At 42.8% G+C, this 19196-nt stretch carries 17 protein-coding genes and 1 rRNA gene; 10 read left to right on the forward strand and 8 right to left on the reverse strand.

What is annotated here, in order from left to right:
- The first annotated feature begins 6 nt into the window (after positions 1 to 6).
- From rrf to QJS82_RS00095, 4 genes are all read left to right on the forward strand, one after another.
- A 5S ribosomal RNA gene (gene rrf, locus QJS82_RS00080) occupies positions 7 to 121 on the forward strand.
- A gap of 198 nt (positions 122 to 319) precedes the next feature.
- Positions 320 to 538 carry a dodecin family protein gene (locus QJS82_RS00085; RefSeq protein WP_105246437.1) on the forward strand — a complete coding sequence of 73 codons (219 nt, stop codon included), beginning with the start codon at positions 320 to 322 and terminating at the stop codon, positions 536 to 538.
- Positions 539 to 755: 217 nt separating this feature from the next.
- Positions 756 to 1808 carry a 5'-nucleotidase gene (locus tag QJS82_RS00090; protein ID WP_201620084.1) on the forward strand — a complete coding sequence of 351 codons (1053 nt, stop codon included), beginning with the start codon at positions 756 to 758 and terminating at the stop codon, positions 1806 to 1808.
- A 63-nt stretch (positions 1809 to 1871) separates the two neighbouring features.
- Entirely contained in the window at positions 1872 to 2477 is a 606-nt protein-coding gene (locus QJS82_RS00095) for a rhomboid family intramembrane serine protease (protein ID WP_281490816.1), read from the forward strand.
- An 87-nt stretch (positions 2478 to 2564) separates the two neighbouring features.
- Here the strand turns inward: QJS82_RS00095 and QJS82_RS00100 are convergent, their stop codons facing one another.
- The 3 genes from QJS82_RS00100 to QJS82_RS00110 form a co-directional block, all read right to left on the reverse strand.
- Complete coding sequence (locus QJS82_RS00100; protein WP_201620086.1) at positions 2565 to 3110, reverse strand: hypothetical protein; 546 nt, start codon at positions 3108 to 3110, stop codon at positions 2565 to 2567.
- 235 nt (positions 3111 to 3345) lie between these two features.
- Positions 3346 to 5214 carry a sodium:solute symporter family protein gene (locus QJS82_RS00105; RefSeq protein WP_281490817.1) on the reverse strand — a complete coding sequence of 623 codons (1869 nt, stop codon included), beginning with the start codon at positions 5212 to 5214 and terminating at the stop codon, positions 3346 to 3348.
- A 4-nt stretch (positions 5215 to 5218) separates the two neighbouring features.
- Positions 5219 to 5479, reverse strand: coding sequence for a DUF4212 domain-containing protein (locus QJS82_RS00110; RefSeq protein WP_281490818.1), 261 nt, complete (start codon positions 5477 to 5479; stop codon positions 5219 to 5221).
- 1014 nt (positions 5480 to 6493) lie between these two features.
- Between QJS82_RS00110 and QJS82_RS00115 the strand changes: the two genes are divergently transcribed.
- Positions 6494 to 7990, forward strand: coding sequence for an alanine/glycine:cation symporter family protein (locus tag QJS82_RS00115; RefSeq protein ID WP_281490819.1), 1497 nt, complete (start codon positions 6494 to 6496; stop codon positions 7988 to 7990).
- 129 nt (positions 7991 to 8119) lie between these two features.
- Here QJS82_RS00115 and QJS82_RS00120 read toward each other — a convergent pair whose 3' ends face one another.
- A complete protein-coding gene (locus tag QJS82_RS00120) occupies positions 8120 to 9757 on the reverse strand; it encodes an electron transfer flavoprotein-ubiquinone oxidoreductase (RefSeq protein WP_201565185.1) in 1638 nt (545 codons plus the stop codon).
- Positions 9758 to 10414: 657 nt separating this feature from the next.
- Here QJS82_RS00120 and QJS82_RS00125 point away from each other — a divergent pair.
- From QJS82_RS00125 to QJS82_RS00140, 4 genes are all read left to right on the forward strand, one after another.
- Positions 10415 to 11167 carry a DUF1285 domain-containing protein gene (locus tag QJS82_RS00125; RefSeq protein WP_281491638.1) on the forward strand — a complete coding sequence of 251 codons (753 nt, stop codon included), beginning with the start codon at positions 10415 to 10417 and terminating at the stop codon, positions 11165 to 11167.
- A gap of 166 nt (positions 11168 to 11333) precedes the next feature.
- Positions 11334 to 12233 carry a glutamate racemase gene (gene murI / locus QJS82_RS00130; protein WP_281490820.1) on the forward strand — a complete coding sequence of 300 codons (900 nt, stop codon included), beginning with the start codon at positions 11334 to 11336 and terminating at the stop codon, positions 12231 to 12233.
- Positions 12234 to 12465: 232 nt separating this feature from the next.
- On the forward strand, positions 12466 to 13494 hold the full coding sequence (locus QJS82_RS00135) for a DUF4062 domain-containing protein (protein ID WP_281490821.1): 1029 nt from the start codon (positions 12466 to 12468) through the stop codon (positions 13492 to 13494).
- 256 nt (positions 13495 to 13750) lie between these two features.
- Complete coding sequence (locus QJS82_RS00140; RefSeq protein WP_201620091.1) at positions 13751 to 14050, forward strand: hypothetical protein; 300 nt, start codon at positions 13751 to 13753, stop codon at positions 14048 to 14050.
- A gap of 160 nt (positions 14051 to 14210) precedes the next feature.
- On the opposite strand, the gene QJS82_RS00145 is transcribed toward QJS82_RS00140, so the two are convergent.
- The 4 genes from QJS82_RS00145 to msrA form a co-directional block, all read right to left on the reverse strand.
- Positions 14211 to 15683, reverse strand: coding sequence for a lytic murein transglycosylase (locus tag QJS82_RS00145; RefSeq protein WP_281490822.1), 1473 nt, complete (start codon positions 15681 to 15683; stop codon positions 14211 to 14213).
- A 238-nt stretch (positions 15684 to 15921) separates the two neighbouring features.
- Positions 15922 to 16635: a DUF1499 domain-containing protein gene (locus QJS82_RS00150; RefSeq protein WP_281490823.1), complete on the reverse strand. Its 714-nt coding sequence runs from the start codon at positions 16633 to 16635 to the stop codon at positions 15922 to 15924.
- 57 nt (positions 16636 to 16692) lie between these two features.
- Positions 16693 to 17367, reverse strand: a complete 675-nt coding sequence (tmpT, locus tag QJS82_RS00155) for a thiopurine S-methyltransferase (RefSeq protein ID WP_281490824.1) — start codon at positions 17365 to 17367, stop codon at positions 16693 to 16695.
- Between the two features lie 121 nt (positions 17368 to 17488).
- Positions 17489 to 18010 (reverse strand): peptide-methionine (S)-S-oxide reductase MsrA, encoded by a 522-nt coding sequence (msrA, locus tag QJS82_RS00160; protein ID WP_201629575.1) that lies wholly within the window; start codon positions 18008 to 18010, stop codon positions 17489 to 17491.
- Positions 18011 to 18336: 326 nt separating this feature from the next.
- Between msrA and cmoA the strand changes: the two genes are divergently transcribed.
- Entirely contained in the window at positions 18337 to 19158 is an 822-nt protein-coding gene (gene cmoA, locus QJS82_RS00165) for a carboxy-S-adenosyl-L-methionine synthase CmoA (RefSeq protein ID WP_438656232.1), read from the forward strand.
- Positions 19159 to 19196 lie beyond the last annotated feature (38 nt).

The following is a 19196-nucleotide window of genomic DNA, read 5'->3' on the forward strand; positions in this document are numbered from 1 at the left end:
CCCTTTGCTGACGACAATAGCATGATGGCACCACCTGATCCCTTCCCGAACTCAGAAGTGAAACATCATCGCGCCAATGGTAGTGTGGCTCCGGCCATGTGAGAGTAGGTCATCGTCAGCTCTCTATTCCTGAATTGCCCCTCAACTTAATTGTTGAGGGGCTTTTCTTTCGTGGGTGGTTGGGGTTAAAAAACTATTTTACATATCCTTAATACATAACTTAACAGCTATGTATCGATGCAGGATTGCTAGAGAAGCATGGGCTTTTATAAATGAACTTAATATCATAAAAATTAATAATCACAAGGATGAGATGATTATGACTATTGCAAAGAATATTGAAGTAAGCAGCACATCAGAAACAAGTTTTGAAGACGCTATTCAAAAAGGCGTGGCGCGTATCGCCAAAACCGTTAACAATGTTCAAGGTGCTTGGGTAAAAGAGCAGAAAGTTGGTATTACCGATGGTAAGATTAATAAGTACCATGTCATTATGATTGTGAGCTTTGTCATTAATGAAGATACTGACCTTAGTTAATCATTATTAACAGTGCCAAATTACTTATAAACCTGATTTATTAAAAAATAAAAAGCCTGTGTATGCAGGCTTTTTTTATGTCTTTTAACCCGTCATAAAACAAAGATTTACTCATAGAAATTTCTTAACATTATAGATTGAGGTAGATATAGTAAACTGGTCGTTTGATATTTTTAACATGATTTTTTTAACCAAGTTTTTATAAATAGAGAAAGCTATGGCAGTTGATTTTACCAATACCTTGATCGTTGCGATATCAGCAACCGCTTTATTTGATTTATCAGAGTCTGAAAATCACTTGATAGCATTATTGCAGCAGCGACCTAGCGAGGCGATTAAAGAGTTCCGCGACTATATGGCTGAGCGCGAGAATGATTCGCTCAGCATTGGAGCCGGCTATCCGCTTATTAAAGCATTGTTAAATTTGAATAATTATTGCCATGATTGCGAGGCGCAGGACGCAGGTATCGAGACGCCATTGGTAGAAGTGGTTATCGTCTCAAAAAGTAGTCCTGATACAGGTATTCAGGTGCTTAATGCAATTCGTGAACATGGTTTAACCATTTCTCGCTCGGCATTTATATCCGGAAGCCCTATAGCGCCTTATATTAAAGATTTTAATGTGGATTTGTTTTTGACCACCAATCGTGATGACGCTCAGCAAGTTGCCGATGCCAATATTTGTGCCTGTGCGATATTAGATGCTACACCAGTAAATACCTATGAGCTCGATACTAAGCAGCTGCGTATCGCATTTGATGGTGATGCGGTATTGTTTGATGATTCAGGTGAGCTGCTTTATAAACAAAAAGGGTTGCGGGCTTTTCATGAGCGTGAAGCCGAAATGCGGGATTTGCCGATAGAAAAAGGACCTTATGCAGAGCTGTTGATTAAGCTGTCAAAAATGCAAGAGCGATTGCCTGCAAGCTTGCATACTTCTCCCATGAAGATAGCGTTAGTCACTGCACGTAATGCCCCTGCGGACTTACGGGCGATTAAAACACTACGTGATTGGGGGGTCGATCTCGATATGGCGTTTTTTTTAGGTGGACTTGAGAAAACATCGGTGCTAAAAACCTTTGCGCCGCATATTTTCTTCGATGATTCGGTCAAGCATATCGATGCTGCTCGTAGTTTTGTGCCGACGGCTTTGGTACCTTATCATTCGACCTCTTTACTTCATGCCAATAGTATTCTGACGGCTGATAAAGACGCGTCGTTATTGTCATTTAAACCTGTAGAGAACCCACTTGTTTCTGTCAGTCGTTGATAGTGTTTTTATAAAATGTAGCGCTTGCATAAGATTAAGAAGCTTAAAAAGGTAATACTTAATATGAATTGGCAGCAATTACTCACCTTGGTGATGGAGCGGATTAAGCAAGTCATCGGCTTATATGCGTTTGTGCTCATACCCATGTGGGGCATGTATGTGCTGAATGAAGTGGTGTTTTTTGGTCTATGGAATATTTTTGGTATTGTGCCACGAGCATTAGACGTTGGCAGTATGATTGGAGTTTTTGCATCATGGACGATGCACGGTAATTTTTCCCATTTATTGGGCAATACTTTGACGCTATTACAAATTCTGTTTTTGTTTGGGCTGTTTGAAAATTATGCTTATCGTACGGTACTCAAATTAATCGTGGCGTCAGGATTGGTGACTTGGGTGCTTGGCTCACCTTCTTCTATTCATATTGGCGCGTCGGGGCTGTGTTTTGCGATGCTTGGTTATATGATAGGCGGCGCAGTATTTGCAAGGCGCTGGGGCTACTTATTGGCTTGTATCGTGATGGGGACGGGCTATTGGTTGACTATTAAACAAGGTCTAATGCCACAGCAAGGTATCTCATTTGCGGCGCATTTTGGTGGGTTATGCGCCGGTTTGTTGTTGGGTGCCAATTCTAAGCACGCCTATACCAGAGTAAATAATCGTCGTTAATTTTATTTTAGGCACATATATTAAGACAGCCTGTTCAATAAAATATAGAGATATTTATAAATAAGTTTGTAAAACCCAATACGTGGGTTATTTCTTATTGATACAAACATTGATATATAGCGGGTCGCTCTTTTCTAAAGCTCGCCACTTGGTGGTTTGCTTTACATGCTCATCGATACTCAGGTTACTGCCTTTTTCTTGCAACACATAGTCTGCACGGGCAGGGGCGGCACAGTCAATCACTTGTGGTACTTGCTGCACACTTCTACGTCTTTCAAACAAATATAAATTCACCAAGTAAATATTTGGCGCATCGGCGTTGGCGCGGGCGTGTCCGCTATCAGCGGCGATAAAGCGTAATGTCTGTGGTTTAACATATGACCAAGGACGAAACCACGTGCCTTCTTCAACTTTTTTGACTACATGGACACCTTCAGGAAGCTGTGCGACCTGCTGACCAAACCAGCTATATTCTTGGCTTATTTGAAAGCCAAAGATACCGATGGCACCAAATAATGGAATAAGCCATCTTGGCGCTTTTTTACCGGCAAGTTTGCTCAGGTGAGTGATAACCAATGCTATACCAGCCAAACCAAACCCAGCGGCTATGGTCGCAATAAACTCAAAAAGCATAAGACTTTTCCTTAACGCCATTAGCGCATTTAATACCAATTATTAAAAACAAATTTACGATTACAAGTATGTTAAGTGCATTTATTATGTCACTTATGATCGTGTTTCTCATTATTTTTACTTTTAAGAGTGATGGATAAAAAAATCACTCACAAGCAGCTGCTGCCTGTGAGTGATATATTATCGTAAAAAAGTACTTATCATTTGCACATCATTTTTTAGCTTATATCGAAGCTTAGTGATCGATTGCGCCGCCAGCGCCGCGTGGCGAACGGACGCTTTCAACTAACTCTTGGATATGGGCTGGTGGTGGTGCAGTCGCATAAGAAACGGCAAATGCGACGATAAAGTTAAGTAATGCACCAACCGCACCAAACGATAATGGCGAGATACCAAATAACCAGTATTCTTCAGTATCAGGGAAGTTTGCAGTACCTGTGATGAAGAACCAGCCTTTAAAGACGAAGATATAAACTAAGATACTAATCAAACCCGTTAACATACCAGCGATAGCGCCCAAGTTATTAATACGCTTAGAGAAAATACCCATCATCAATGCAGGGAACAGTGAAGCACCTGCAATACCAAAGGCCAATGCAACGACCTGTGCGGCAAATCCTGGTGGGTTAATACCTAAGTAGGTAGCTACTACAATCGCGATAGCCATCGTGATACGTGCTACTTTTAGCTCGCCTGCATCAGTGATGTTTGGATTTAGGTTACGCTTGATCAAGTCATGACTAATCGCTGAAGAGATGGCGAGTAATAGGCCAGCTGCCGTTGAAAGCGCTGCGGCCAAACCACCGGCGGCGATAAGACCGATAACCCAACCTGGTAGCTGTGCAATTTCTGGGTTAGCCAATACTAAGATATCAGCGTTGACGTCAAGCTCGTTACCTGCCCAGCCTCTATCAACAAAGATACCATCACGCTCTAAAGCATGCTCAGCTTTTGCTTTGTCAACTGCAGCCGTTGCAGCAGCGACATCACCGCCGTCAGCGGTAGCCGAAGCCAATGCAAGCTCTGCTGCACCAAGTCCGCTATCGCTATATAACTGAATACGACCATCGTTATTTAGATCGTTATATTTAATAAGACCGGTATCTTCCCATGTTTTCATCCAATCTGGACGTTTATCAAATTCGATAGCAGGGGCGTCAACGCCTTGTGGATAAACGGTGTCGATTAGGTTTAAACGTGCCATCGCACCTACTGCCGGAGCAGTGAAGTATAATAGCGAGATAAATACCAATGTCCAACCAGCCGTCCAACGGGCGTCAGCAACTTTAGGAACGGTGAAGAAGCGAATGATAACGTGCGGTAGACCTGCAGTACCAATCATCAGTGATAAAGTAAATAGCACCATGTTTAGCTTGTTTGGTACATCAGCGGTATAAGCGGTAAAGCCTAAGTCGACGACGATTTGGTCAAGCTTGGTTAGGATAGGAATACCTGCTTCAGTATGGTTTGAGAACAAACCAAGACCTGGAATCGGGTTACCCGTTAATTCAAGTGAGATAAAGACGGCAGGAATGGTATACGCAATCATTAGAACCACATACTGCGCAACCTGCGTGTAGGTAATCCCTTTCATACCACCAAGTACGGCGTAGAAGAAAACCACTACTGCAGCAATAATCAGACCGGTGGTGTTATCAACTTCTAAGAAGCGTGAGAATGCCACACCAGCACCGGTCATCTGACCGATAACATAAGTGGTTGAAGCAATAATCAAACAAACAACGGCAATCATAGCCGCAGTCTTAGAATAAAAACGGTCCCCAATAAAATCAGGAACCGTGAACTTACCAAATTTACGTAAGTAAGGTGCTAGGAGCATGGCCAGTAGTACATAACCGCCTGTCCAGCCCATCAAGTACGTTGATGCAGCATATCCACCGGTTGCAATAATACCTGCCATCGAGATAAATGACGCTGCACTCATCCAGTCAGCAGCGGTTGCCATACCATTCATTACTGGATGTACACCGCCGCCAGCAACATAAAACTCACTGGTCGAACCTGCACGTGCCCACCAAGCAATACCGAAGTATAAAGCGAAGGATAGACCTACAAAAATAATATTAATCGTAAATTGACTCATAGGACTATTCCTCGTCTACACCATATTGTTTATCGAGTTTATTCATGCGCCATGCATAGAAGAAGATTAAAGCGATAAAAACGATAAGAGCCCCTTGTTGTGCAAACCAGAAGCTTATATCGGTACCGCCTACTCTAATACCTGACAATAATGGACGTAGTAAGATGCCAAAACCATAAGAGACTAAGGCCCAAATGACGAGGCTAATTTTAATGAGACGGAGATTGGCACGCCAATAACCTGATGAATCGTTGTGGTTCTCCATAGGACAACTCCTTTTGTCTAGCTTAAAAACATAATTATTGATTTGAGCCTAACAAGTGCTGATTGCGTGGCGCTTCACGCGCTATTAGCCCTATAAAACTGCGATATAGGTGGCTTATGCAATTGGACTCAAGTGCTTGGCTGAAAAAAATACTTACCCATGAAAGAGGCGTTGGCTATTTGTTAGTCAAGAAACGACAAGAAATAGCTATTTGCTGCCTCGTACCATCAAAATGATAAAAATACTTAAAAGTGCACCATTCATAACGTTTTAAAAAATACTCATCTAACAACCTGTTATTTAAAAACTGCTGCTATCAAAATGAGGTATTTAATAGTCGAGTCTATAAAAACAGTTCAGGTAAAGATTGTTGAAGTAGAGCGTATGGACAGAGTATTTTTTAAATAAAAAGTTAACGGGGGTGGTGATTACGGCTTTTAAGTATATCTTGCAGAAAAAGGGGATTTATCGATGAAATACGATGGGGTGGAACAATCCGCTGTCTTTTAACGATCCCGTCTTCCTGACAAGAGTCTTAAAGTTTTTAATACGCTAGCTATTCATGCCAATAAGTCAATATCAACCGAACGCTATTGTCTATAAACTCCAGTTTATTACTATTAAGAAACATCGTGATTGAAAACTTAATTTCAAATAATATCTCAATTTTGCTAAATAACCACAAAACGGTCAATGTTATCAAGAAATTAAGCTCTTATAACTGGTATCAACGATAGGTTTTACTAAAATCGTACGATAACTGTCTAATAAATGCTTCTAGTTTGTTACTTCACCCATTGTATAGCAGTTCAAGGGTAAGTAACATTTATTTCGTAAATAAACTTCTTAGCATGATAACCAAATTTGATAGTGGAATGCGTCTTAATCTCTATAGAATGCACACGGTATCTTGGTAGCAGGCATTTTTAGCAAGGTTGTTGGCTATTTTAATCGATTAAATGAATTTTTAGATAAAAATAAGCAAAATTTATACAGCGTAAGTGAGGAGTTCTTATGAATGAAGGCATAGCAGGTTGGTTTAATAGCATCGTTAATTACGGTGTTAGTATTATTTGGGGTAATAATGATTGGTTAATCGCCAGCAATCCTTGGTATGGCTTGTTGATGTTTGTCTTGATTGGTGCCGGTCTTTATTTTACCATTGCTACGCGTTTTATTCAATTTCGTCACTTCGGTCATATGTGGCAATTATTACGGGTGTCAAATCAAGGCCGTAAAGATGGTGGTATCAGCTCGTTTGAGGCGCTGATGACCTCACTGGCGGCGCGCGTCGGTACGGGTAACTTGGCAGGGGTAGCCATTGCTATCTATCTTGGTGGACCAGGTGCCGTATTTTGGATGTGGATGACGGCGATCGTGGGGATGTCGACCAGTTTTATCGAGTCAACCTTAGCACAAGCCTATAAAGTGCCGCACAATGACAATGTTTACCGCGGTGGACCGGCTTACTATATCGAAAAAGGTTTGGGTAAGCGCTGGCTTGCGATATTTTTCTCGCTTTGTTTGTTGGTTGCTTTTGGTTTGGCATTCAACGGCGTGCAGTCAAATACCATTGCACAAGCGACCAATGAAGCCTTTGGTATCCCAACATGGATGACAGGTTTGGTATTGGTGCTACTGGTTGCGCCAGTGGTATTTGGTGGTTTGCGTTCGGTTGCGCGTATCGCGGGTAAAATCGTGCCCGTCATGGCGATTCTTTATATCTTATTGGCGCTTTATATTATTGTTACCAATTTTAGCGAATTCCCAGCGGCGGTTGCCTTGATTGTAAAATCGGCCTTTGGCTTTGAGCAGGCAGCGGGCGGTGTGATTGGTTATGGTATTGCGCAAGCAATGATTAACGGTATCAAGCGCGGTCTATTTTCTAACGAAGCCGGTATGGGCTCAGCGCCTAATGCGGCAGCAACGGCAAAAAGCCATCCTGATCATCCAGCGGTGCAAGGTTTTATGCAAATGCTGGGTGTGTTTATAGATACGCTGGTTATCTGTACCGCAACTGCTGCCATTATTATTCTCTCTGGCGTCGTCGACCCGAGCGTCGAGCAAGAGGGTATTCAGTTAACCCAGTTAGCATTGTCGCAGTATGTGGGCGATATGGGCGTGATTTTCGTCGCGATTGCTATTTTCTTCTTCTCATTTACCTCTATCATCGCCAACTACAGTTATGGTGAGTCTAATCTTGAATTTATCTCTGGTGAGAAAAATGCCAAGGTCATGATTATGATTTTCCGCTTTATGGTTTTGGGCATGGTGTTTGTCGGCGCAATTGCGAGCTTACCTGCGATTTGGAACTTCGCTGACTTATCGATGGGTCTCATGGCACTCGTTAACTTAATAGCGATTTTAATCTTGTCACCAGTGGCGCTGCGCATATTGCGTGATTACGAAAGACAAATCAAAGAAGGTAAAACGGGCGATCAAATCAAGTTTAATCCCGATGACTTTGTGAAATTAAAAGATGAAGCCAATCGTGATGCGTGGACTGACTAGCCTTTATCCGTAAATTAAGACATTGAGCCATTAAAGTTATAAACATTAAAAAACCGCCCTTATCATTAAGAGCGGTTTTTTATTGCAGAACAATTAATTATTTACAACAACAGTTATCTCAAGCATGATTTACATGTTTGGATAGTTAGGACCGCCGCCGCCTTCTGGCGTCACCCAAGTAATGTTCTGTGACGGATCTTTAATATCACAGGTTTTACAATGGACGCAGTTTTGCGCATTAATCACAAATTTAGCGCCTTCGGCATCTTTAACCACTTCATAAACACCCGCTGGACAATATAGACGCGCAGGCTCAGCATATAGGGGTAAGTTAATAGAGATAGGCACTGTTGAATCAGTCAGTTTTAAATGCGTTGGTTGGTCTTCAGCGTGGTTGGTATTAGAGACAAATACTGACGATAATTTATCAAATATCAATTTACCATCTGGCTTAGGATAGGTTGGCTGGTAAGCATGAGCCGCACGTTCTAGCTGATCGTAGTCAGGAAGATTGTCATGTAGGGTAAATGGCATTTTACCTTTCAACAAGTTGTGCTCGATAAAGGTAAACGCGCCGCCCATAAACAGACCCATGCGATGTATCGCAGGCGAGAAGTTACGCGACTCGTAGTTGTCTTGGTACAGCCATGACTCTTTATACATAGTGGTATAAGCCACTACTTCGTCATGCTCACGACCAGCTTGTAATGCTTCGAAAATGGCTTCAGCAGCTAGCATGCCTGACTTCATAGAAGTATGCGTGCCTTTAATCTTGGCAGGGTTCAAGAATCCAGCATCATCACCGACCAACACGCCACCTGGGAAGGTGAATTTTGGTAATGAGTTTAAGCCGCCTTTGGTCAACGCACGTGCGCCGTAAGAGATGCGCTTACCGCCTTCTAATACGTTTTTGATGACAGGGTGGGTTTTTAAACGCTGCATCTCATCGAATGGCGACATATATGGGTTGTGGTAAGACAAGTCAGCGACAAGACCAAAGCTTACTTGGTTGTTCTCATCAAAGTATAACCACCAACCACCAGTAGAACCTGTTTCGGTCAATGGCCAACCAAGACCATGCATGACCACACCTTGCTCGTGTTTTTCAGGTGCAACTTCCCACAGCTCTTTTAGACCAATACCGTAATGCTGAGGGTCAGAGTCTTTATCAAGACCGAAACGACTGATTAAGCGTTTGCCCAAATGACCGCGGCTACCTTCAGCGAAGATAGTGTACTTGGCAAGCAGCTCGTAACCAGGCTCAAAGCTGGCCTTGGCTTCGCCACTGGCAGCCACACCCATATCGCCAGTCAAGATACCACGTACAGAACCGTCATCGTTGTATAAAATGTCAGCAGCAGGGAAACCTGGGAACATCATGACTTCAAGCTCTTCAGCCTGTACGGCTAACCAACGAACCACATTGCCTAATGAAACAATATAGTTGCCATTGTTGTGCATTGGGGCTGGAATAAGAGGGTCGGGAACCTTGGTTGAACGAGTGGCTGAATTCAAGTAGTAGAAGCGATCTTCAGTGGCTGGCACGTTTAATGGTGCGCCTTTTTCTTTCCAGTCTGGTATCAGCTCGTTTAAAGCACGTGGCTCGATGACAGCGCCAGATAAGGTATGCGCACCGAACTCAGAGCCTTTTTCGACCACACAAACCATAAACTCATCGTTACCAGCTTCGATAGCGAGCTGACGTAGACGAATCGCTGCAGACAAACCTGCAGGACCACCACCGACGACAATGACGTCAAATTCCATCGACTCACGTTCGATTTCAGGCTCTGCGGCGACTTGTTCTACGACAGGCTCAGGTGTTTCTTTTAACACAGGAGCGTCTACCACAGAAGCAGCAGCTTCTGTCGCTTCAACTTCAGCGGCTTCTTCAGTCGTGGCGACTTCTTTAGCTTCTACAGTTGCCGTTTCTGCTACTGGTGTATCAGTATTTACGGTATCGCTACTTACGATGTCACTATCAACGACTGGCGTTTGATTGTCTTGCTCTTGCATACCTACTCCTAAACTTGTAGTGGCTTATCTCAGGGCATCATTAGCTTAACAATTGAATAATAAGGCTTGCGGCGCTAACGTTACTCAGACATATGGCTGCCCGATAAAAACTGTCTTTGCGGCATCAATTGACGACGTTAAGATTAAAAATATCCGATATAAAAATATCAACCTACAACGTAAAATGTGTCATTAATACAACACCCACTGAACCATTTGAAATAAAAAATCGTTACTCATTATAAAAGAAAAGTCCTACAAACACGATACGCATTTCTGGGCATCAATGTTAAGGTAAGATTGACTGAGCAGGGGTACAATGACGATAGGCTTTCATCATACCCGAAACTAAAATTTATAGTAATAACAGATTTGCCAAACTTTGATTACTAAATAAAGGATTGTATGATGAATGATAACAATAAAAGTGTCGATATCGCTGCTGAAAATAACGCTCAAGCCCCACATGATATAGCGTCCGAGCTTAAAAATATGGATGCGCTTAGTCAGTATTTTAAGTCGGCAGCCGGCATACGTGAAGGACGCGCCATACCGCCTCTTGAGAAATGGCATCCTGAGCAAATAGAGGATATGGATTTGACTATCAAAGCCAATGGCGAGTGGTGGCACGAAGGCGTGCACATGACCCGGCAGTCATTAGTCAATTTATTTGCCACTATCTTATGGAAAGAGGAAAATGCTGGCAAGGTTGAGTATTTTTTAAAGACACCGGTACAAAAGCTGCGTATTCAAGTAGAAGATGCACCGTTATTGATTAACGATGTCGGTATCGTTGATGAAGACGATAAGCGCTGGCTGGAATTTACCACCACCACGGGCGATGTGGTGCGTTTAGATGATGAGCATACTATTAGTCTGCGTGCTTATATACCTGAAGACGATGCTAATAATATTGATGCTAGCAATATCGATGCTAGCGGTATTTATGATAATGATAAAAACGAAGAAAATAAACCCTCAGAAAGCGATACCCAAGTTCGTCCTTATATGATGGTACGAAATGACTTGCACGCGCTGATTGGGCGTAACGCCTTTTATCATTTAACGGAAATTGGGGAATTGACAGAGCGTGATGGTGAGACGATACTAACGCTGCAAAGTGGCGGTAAGTCTTATGCATTATCGATGCCATTCAGCTAAGCATAAAACATATTTAGCATCCGATAATATTTAACATCTATATAAAAACGGCGGTAAGATAGCAATGAAAATTGCCGTAAATGCAGCTCCAAACAATACAAGCTATGAGAGCCTTGATACAGCCTCACTGATATTTACTAATCATAATACGAATATTAAAAAGGTTATGTCGAATAATAGCGTGATAAATAATGCGGTTAAAAATGATCGCAGTGCGCCAATAGGCTTGTTTGATTCGGGTGTTGGAGGGTTGTCGGTTTATTTACACTTGGCTCAGCAATTGCCGCATGAACGTTATGTTTATTATGCCGATACCTTGCATGTGCCGTATGGCAATCGCGATAGTGAAGATATTAAGGCTTTGACGCTGACAGCGGTAGAATGGCTATACCAACAAGGCTGCAAGCTTATCGTTATCGCCTGTAATAGCGCCTCAGCTTATGCATTAGAGACCGCCAGACGCTGTTATCCGCAGCTGCCTATTGTCGGTTTGGTACCTGCTTTAAAGCCTGCGGTCTTAGCCAGTAAAACCGGTCATGTCGCGGTATTAGCAACGAAAGCGACTTTAAATGGGACGTTACTTAACGATGTCATCACTAACGTTGCCAGCCCCCATGCCACCAAAGTAACCAAGTATTTTGACCCAAAATTGGTTCCGTGGGTCGAGTCAGGTATGCCAAAAGACAGTAAAACCGCGCAGGATTTACGCCAGCAATTACGCCTATTCACCCAAGAGGGTATCGACCAGTTGGTACTAGGCTGTACCCATTATCCCTTTTTTAAAGCGTTTTTACGCCAAGAGATTGCAGAGCAGCAATTAGCGATACAAATTGTCGACTCAGGGCAAGCAATCGCTGAGCGCGTCAAGCAACTGTTGTTAACAAACCAGTTGTTGGCGTTGCCCGCCGAGGTTGCAGCTGATGAAGCGTTGAGTGATAAGGCAACAAGGGTAGATATATCGCCACCATTGACCTTTTATGCGACCAAATATGATGAGAGGTTAGGTGTGGTAATACAGCATTTGTTAGGCCAGCAGACTGATATACACTATTACCTTTCGCCTTAAGCGGCTTTGTTTTATCCTAAGAAGCGTTTTTTATCTGCTCAATAATCAGCTAGCTGTTATAATCCCGCAATATATTAATGGAATTAGTAATAAACTAAACGTATCTCAGTAATATTGTGCTAGGCTAGTATTTGCTAAACAGAATATTTGAGATGCTCCTGATTTCGTTAGCAATTTATTTAGCAATTGATATGACTATTATTTATATCACTACCTAAGCTTAGAGGTGATTGTGCCAAACCGTCGCTATCATATTCACGTCATATGCGCTGACAACGACCAGCTGTTGGTTTTAGACAGTGTGGCGATGTTTTTTCAAGCCCGCGCATTTTTAACTTATGACGTTTCTAGCAAATTACCGAAAGCGTCGTTATATGGGCGCCAGTGTATCGATGCCTGTGATTATGCGCTGATGATTATCGGTGATAGCTATGGTACGGCGCAAAATACCGGTGTTAGTCAAATGCATTTGAGCTACCTCAATGCTAAAGCCAAGCTCAAACCCTTGTTAATATTGGTTAAGAGCCACCATAATGAGGTCAATATCAGTCGGCAGCTGCAAGAATTCACCAATATGGTGACCAAAAAAGCCGATAAGATTTATTATTATGAGAACGAAAACGATATCGAGCAGCTGCTTATTCAAGCCTACTATAAAATGGTCGCCAATCATGGGGTAGAGGATGGTTGGGTAAGAGTCAGTGACGAGCTGATGAAAGCGAATAAATCGGCACTTACTGAAGAGATGTCTGCTAGCTTTTCGACTAATAGATGGTCTAAACAAGCTCAAGAACATCCAGTTATTCATCATCTTGCCGCTGATAGTGTCAGTAAACCCATCATACTGACCGAAACTTTTGAGGTTCAATATAAAGCGCAAGCTTATGAGGGTGGTAATTTAACCGATGTGACCAGACCCATGATTTTGTCATGGCAAGAGGTATTAGTCACCTTGATGAAAATACCTGCGACCTTTTCAAGCTATGGTTTGCAGAGCGCTATCAATCGCTTAATCGCTACGAGAGCTGAGGCAGATATTAAAAAAGACATGCCAAACGTTCATGCTGTGGCGCGCTGTCAGATTTCTCAGGATGATTTAAATCAATTGCAGCGCCAGTTAGTGGCGGCGAACTGGATACAATTAACCACTTATGGCACGCGGGTCACCCAAGAGCTATGGAAACTCACCTACCATGCAAAAAGTCTATTGGCCGATAAAAAGCCAAAAGTAGACAGTCAGCCGTCGCTGCCTCTGAATTAACGCCACGTATCACTCTTATTATTAATAAATATCTTATTCAATTTATAATCAGCTAGGTTTATCTATAAAAGCCTGATTGATGGCTGCCTCTAACGATTTAACTGTTACATTTTGCGCTCTAAATAAATTTTAAGACGCCCATGGCTACGTTTTGTAATACAAAGCATACGTCTCAATGGTTGTGAAGCTAGGCAATACCCGTAATAATGAAGCTGATAAGCACATAACAATATTGAACAACTAGGGAGAATAAATAATGAGCAACTCTAAAAAAGATACATTAAACACTGAATTAACCAGCTTGGAAGAGAAAATGCACGAAGCAAACCAGTTTCATACCTTGGAAGAGCAAGTAGCCGATATGAAGCGTCGCGGTATTGATCCGACTCAAGCCTATAAAGATTTGGATAGAAAAGAAGAAGATGCCGATTGGGGCGATGCTACGTGGAAAGAAAATGGTAAATGGGAGCCAAAAACGCCTGCTGATCTAGATGAGAAAGCACGTGAAAACTGGGATGGCGACAATGGTAAACCAACCCCGCCACCGATTGTTTAGTAGCAGTCGTTTATAGAGATTATTTAATAACGACCATTTATTCTTAAAGCCTTAAAGGTATTTTATAAGAAAAGCCACGCTAATTTGCGTGGCTTTTTTGTTAGATGGCTAACGCTAGTAATTAAATATCATAGCTTTAACCGTTCGTTTTAATATCTAACTAGGAACCTTCATCCACACGCACGAGTTTCACTGTGCCATCAGGACTGGTCACACGGCGATAGCGCGTATTGCTTGATGTTGATGGTTGTACGGAGTAAGTATTAGAAGTGGATTTAGGGCTAGTTTGCTGCTGAATCAATTGTCCCATACGGTCGGCAGGCGCAGGATTTAAAGGACGACTGTTTGTTGGCTGTCCATATTGGTTGCCATACTGAGAGTTACCAGTAGCAGCGGTATTACCAATAATTGCGCGATAAAACTTCTGTCCTGCGCGTCCATCGGCTGGGAAGATACCATGGCTTGATTGATATTGTTGAATCGCAGTGCGCGTATTATCACCGATGATACCGTCGATTTCTCCAATATCGTAGCCGGCATTTAATAACGCTTGCTGAATTGCTCTGGATTCTTGGCGACCAATACCAGGGTCGTCAGTTGGCCAAGCGGTAATAAAGTCGGTTTTACTGCTATCCTCGCGTGTAATTAAATCCGATAAATGGGCAATCGCCAGTGCATAGCTTTCTGAGGCATTATACGAATAGAAGGTGTCGAAGTTTTTACCGACTAAGAAAGCGGGACCGTCAGGACCTGCAGGCAATAGTAAACCGGCACTATTCAAATCAGACGGCAGCGGGCTACCATTCGCTAATGTCACTCCTTGATTGCGCCAATGGCTGATAGATTTTTTATCTTTACGGTTCGATGCACCCCAAAATCCGCTTGGCAGTTTGACTTCATAGCCCCATGGCTCACCTGAGCGGTAGCCACGTTTATCGAGGAAATTGGCAGTAGAGGCAAGCGCATCAGGGACACTATTAACCAAGTCGCGACGACCATCACCATCGAAATCGACGGCCAATTCTAAAAAGGTACTTGGCATAAACTGTGTCTGTCCAAACGCACCAGCCCAAGAACCGGTCATATCGCTGGGTGCGATATCGCCGTTTTGCACAATTTTTAGCGCATTGGCGTATTCGCCTTGGAAATAGCTTTGACGACGATCAAAACAAGACAGCGTCGCTAAAGATTCAAACAAAGGCTTTTTCCCCAATGTCTGACCAAAGTTAGACTCTACGCCCCAAACCCCTAGTACGTGCTCGGCTTTGACACCATAGCGCGATTCGATGCGGCGCAGTGTATCTGCCCATTGACGCTTGGCGCGGATACCATCTTCTACTCGTTCCGTATCGACAAGTGACGACAGATAATCCCAGACGTCCTTTTGAAATTCGGGTTGATAGTTCAATGACTGAATGACGCTAGGGTCAGGCTGGCTTGGGCGATAGTTATTAAAGGTAAAGCTATCGACGCCGCGGAATTTGCTAGAGTTCTTTAGACCATCTAAGCACTGTTGAAACTCGCTATTAGATAAGTCTGGCGCTGGTGGTCTGGCGGCTTGGGCAGTACTGGCAAGGCTGAGGCCAACCGCGATGCTAAGCAGCGATAAAGTGGAGAATGGAGTCAAACGCATGAGAATATCCTATAAACGTCAAAATTATCATTTAGAAATGGAGCAAGGCTAATAAAGCTAGTATTGACTTAGAGTAACCAATCTCAATAGTAAAGAAAAGGTATCGAAGCACTCAGTTACTATAAATTGACGTGAGCGTGAGGTTAGAAGAGGGTTTAAGATAAATATGGCATTGCACGACTTTAGAGAAGTCTCTGATTTTAATGCGAGTAAGCAGTTTGACAGCCATTTAGTAAATCTACTTTGTCAAAATGCTATCCAACTCCTCAATAAAGCCATGAATACGCTCGGCATTTTTACCCAAATCGCTACCCCCAACCCGTGATTTACTGCGGATATCGACCAAACGCTTGCTACCGTTATCAGTGATACGTACGATGACATCATCTTTAAAACCAAACCACATCGTCCTATCTGTCGCTTCGACAATTCCTTGGTTAGCATCAATATTTACCAGCTGCCAACCTGAATTATCAATGGCTTGTTTGGTTGCCTCAACCAGTTCAGATTTTGATTGGGGATAATTCAATGTTTGTAGTTCAGGGTAGGCGGCGCGCTGTTGGGTTGCTACTTCTACACCTGCATACCCAACTGGGTTTGGTGCATCAGCACGTAGTGGGGCAATGGCTACAGATTCAGGCGGGCTTACCAAATCGGTCGAAATATCATGAATGGGCGGCACACTTTTGCCCTTATTCAGCATGCTAAGCGGTATTGTTATAGCAATAGTAGACAGTAGCAGCGCCATTATCGTACTGCCAAACGTCACTGTTTTGCGTTTAAATAGGATTTGTAACAGCAGCAAGATAAGGGTGGCGATACCCGCAAACACCCCAAGCTTAAAACCCGTAAATGCGGTACCTAAGTCGACGACACCATACTTATAAAGCGGACCGGGTAAAGCCACCAGTAAAAAAGCGCTTAAACTGACAAGGCTCACTAAGACTTTCATCGGCTCTCTCCGTTATTATTTGGTCGCTGCTTATTTTATCTTTACTTGCTGTGCTAATTAATCTTGGTTTTTACTTAATAGCCAAACATGCTCAGTTACCGATAGTTCGGCTGCAGAATTAAGGGTTGATGACTGGCTTTCAAGCTCAATAATTTCATAATTAGCATCATAATACTGCTGTAATTGTTCCTGACTAATCGAAAAAGGCGGGCCGTCTTTTTTACTTTGATCATAGTTCAGGGTAATTAATAGCTGTGGCGCGTTATTACTAAGCTTATATATTTGCTTACTATAATCAGGGCGCACGTCTGCTGGCAAGACTATCAATGCCGCTCTATCATAAACGGCAGCGATACCGCCAATAGCTGTAGGACTCAGGGCAAAAATATCTGCTACCCATAAGGTAATGGTTTGACCAGCCAGCTGACCTTGATAGCGTTTTAAAGTTGAGCCATCAGCAGCGCTAATAAACTCAGTAATGGTAGGGGTTATATTTTGCTCAATAAAGAACGCTTGTACGGCTGATTCGACCAGCTCAATGCCAACGACGTCATAGCCTGCGTGAGCCAGCCACATCATATCAACCGATTTACCGCATAAAGGTACCAGCACTCGGCTACCGATGGGCAACGCCAATGTAGAAAAGTGTTTGATGAGCTCAGGGTTGACGTCAGATTGATGAAAGCCAATACGTCCTTCCTGCCAGCGTTGTTGCCAAAATTTAGAATTCATACCATTGTCCCTAGCCTATCAATGCCTTAAAGGTTTAACATTATCATACCGCCAAACGCAATAAAAAAGCCAAGCGTATCAACCCTTGGCTTTTATAGCGTCTAAAAATTACGGTAATCGTTTAGCTCACCATATACTGACTAAATTCTTTGCGCAGCTTAGCAAGTTTTGGTGGTATGGCAAAGTTACAGTAAGCTTGCCCCGGATTACGATTAAAAAAATCTTGATGGGTTTCTTCGGCTTTATAAAACTCAACAGCAGGATGAACCTCTGTGACCACATTGAGACCCATGTCACGTAGTTTATTAATGGTACGGTCGACCGTTGGTTTTTGCGCCTCATCGGTATAGAAAACCACGCTGCGATATTGGCTGCCGACATCATTGCCTTGGCGGTCCATGGTGGTGGGATCGTGAGTAGCAAAGAAGACATCGAGTACCACTTCTAAGGGTACGATAGATTCATCAAATGCAACTTTAATCACTTCAACGTGGCCTGTATCACCGCCGCAGACTGCTTCATAATTGGCAGAAACGGCATCACCACCCATATAACCTGAAACGACAGATTGCACGCCTTTTACGGATAAAAATACCGATTCGGTGCACCAAAAACAGCCACCGCCTAATATAATGGTTTGCATAATTGTTCCTATTATTCTAACGATAAAATATGCGCTAAATAGTGTCTTTAACAAATAGCCTTTATCTTAAAGGCATTTGATTATCTTAAAGGCATTTGATTATCTTAAAGGCATTTGATTAAAAAATTCGCTATTTAGCAATATACATTTAGCTTAGCAGGGCAGTTGCCCGCGATAAGTAACAAACAGTAATGTTATAATGGGCTTTTGCTATCTAAAAATGTCTTAAAAACCATTAGCGCCATACTCTTTCATTATAGTCCTGTTATCAAAAATCAAAGTTACATTATCAAAAAACGAGCCACCATCAAAAAACGAGCCACCCCATGAGCCATACCAAGCCAACTACTGTTGTTAATAACACTGTTAAAAACGATACCGTTAAAAACGACATCATTAAACATGACACCTTATTTACCACGCCACTCGATAAAGCGGCGCGTTTTTCTTTTGATGAACAAGTGGTGGCATGTTTTCCCGATATGATTCGCCGTAGTGTACCCGGTTATGGTCAGGTGCTAGCGATGTTGCCGATATTTGCCCGTCGCCATTGTAAGTACCGCCAACAGGACAATAATGGGCAACGCGTCAGCCGTGTCTATGATTTGGGCTGCTCACTGGGTGCGGCAAGTATGGCGTTGGCAGGCGAGTTTGAGCCGCAAGATTTACAGATTAAAGCGATTGATATCTCACCAGCGATGACCACAGAAGCGAGTGCTTTATTAACGGAAAATTATCCAGCGCATAATATTGAAGTGATTACCGCTGATATTCGTGATGTTGAGTTTGAGCCATGCGATATGGTTATTCTTAATTTGACGCTGCAGTTTTTGCCCGCTGCCGATAGAGTGGCGATATTAGAGAAAATTTATGCCGCATTAAGTGAAGGTGGGATTTTAGTATTAACCGAAAAAACCCATGCTTTTGATGAGCAGTATGATGCGTGGTTGGTTGAGCGTTATTACGACTTTAAACGCGCTAATGGCTATACCGAGATGGAAATCAGCGGCAAACGCAATGCGTTAGAAAACGTTTTGATTACTGATACCTTGAATGAGCATCATGCGCGTCTAGCGCAAGTGGGTTTTGAGCGTCATCTGACGTGGTTTCAGTTTTTAAACTTTGTCTCTATTGTGGCGTTTAAATAACCCGTAATCAGCGCAAAGTCTTTACCAAATCGAAGTTT

Origin of the sequence: Psychrobacter maritimus (assembly GCF_029953575.1) — a bacterium.
In the GTDB taxonomy this organism is placed as follows: Bacteria; Pseudomonadota; Gammaproteobacteria; order Pseudomonadales; family Moraxellaceae; genus Psychrobacter; species Psychrobacter maritimus.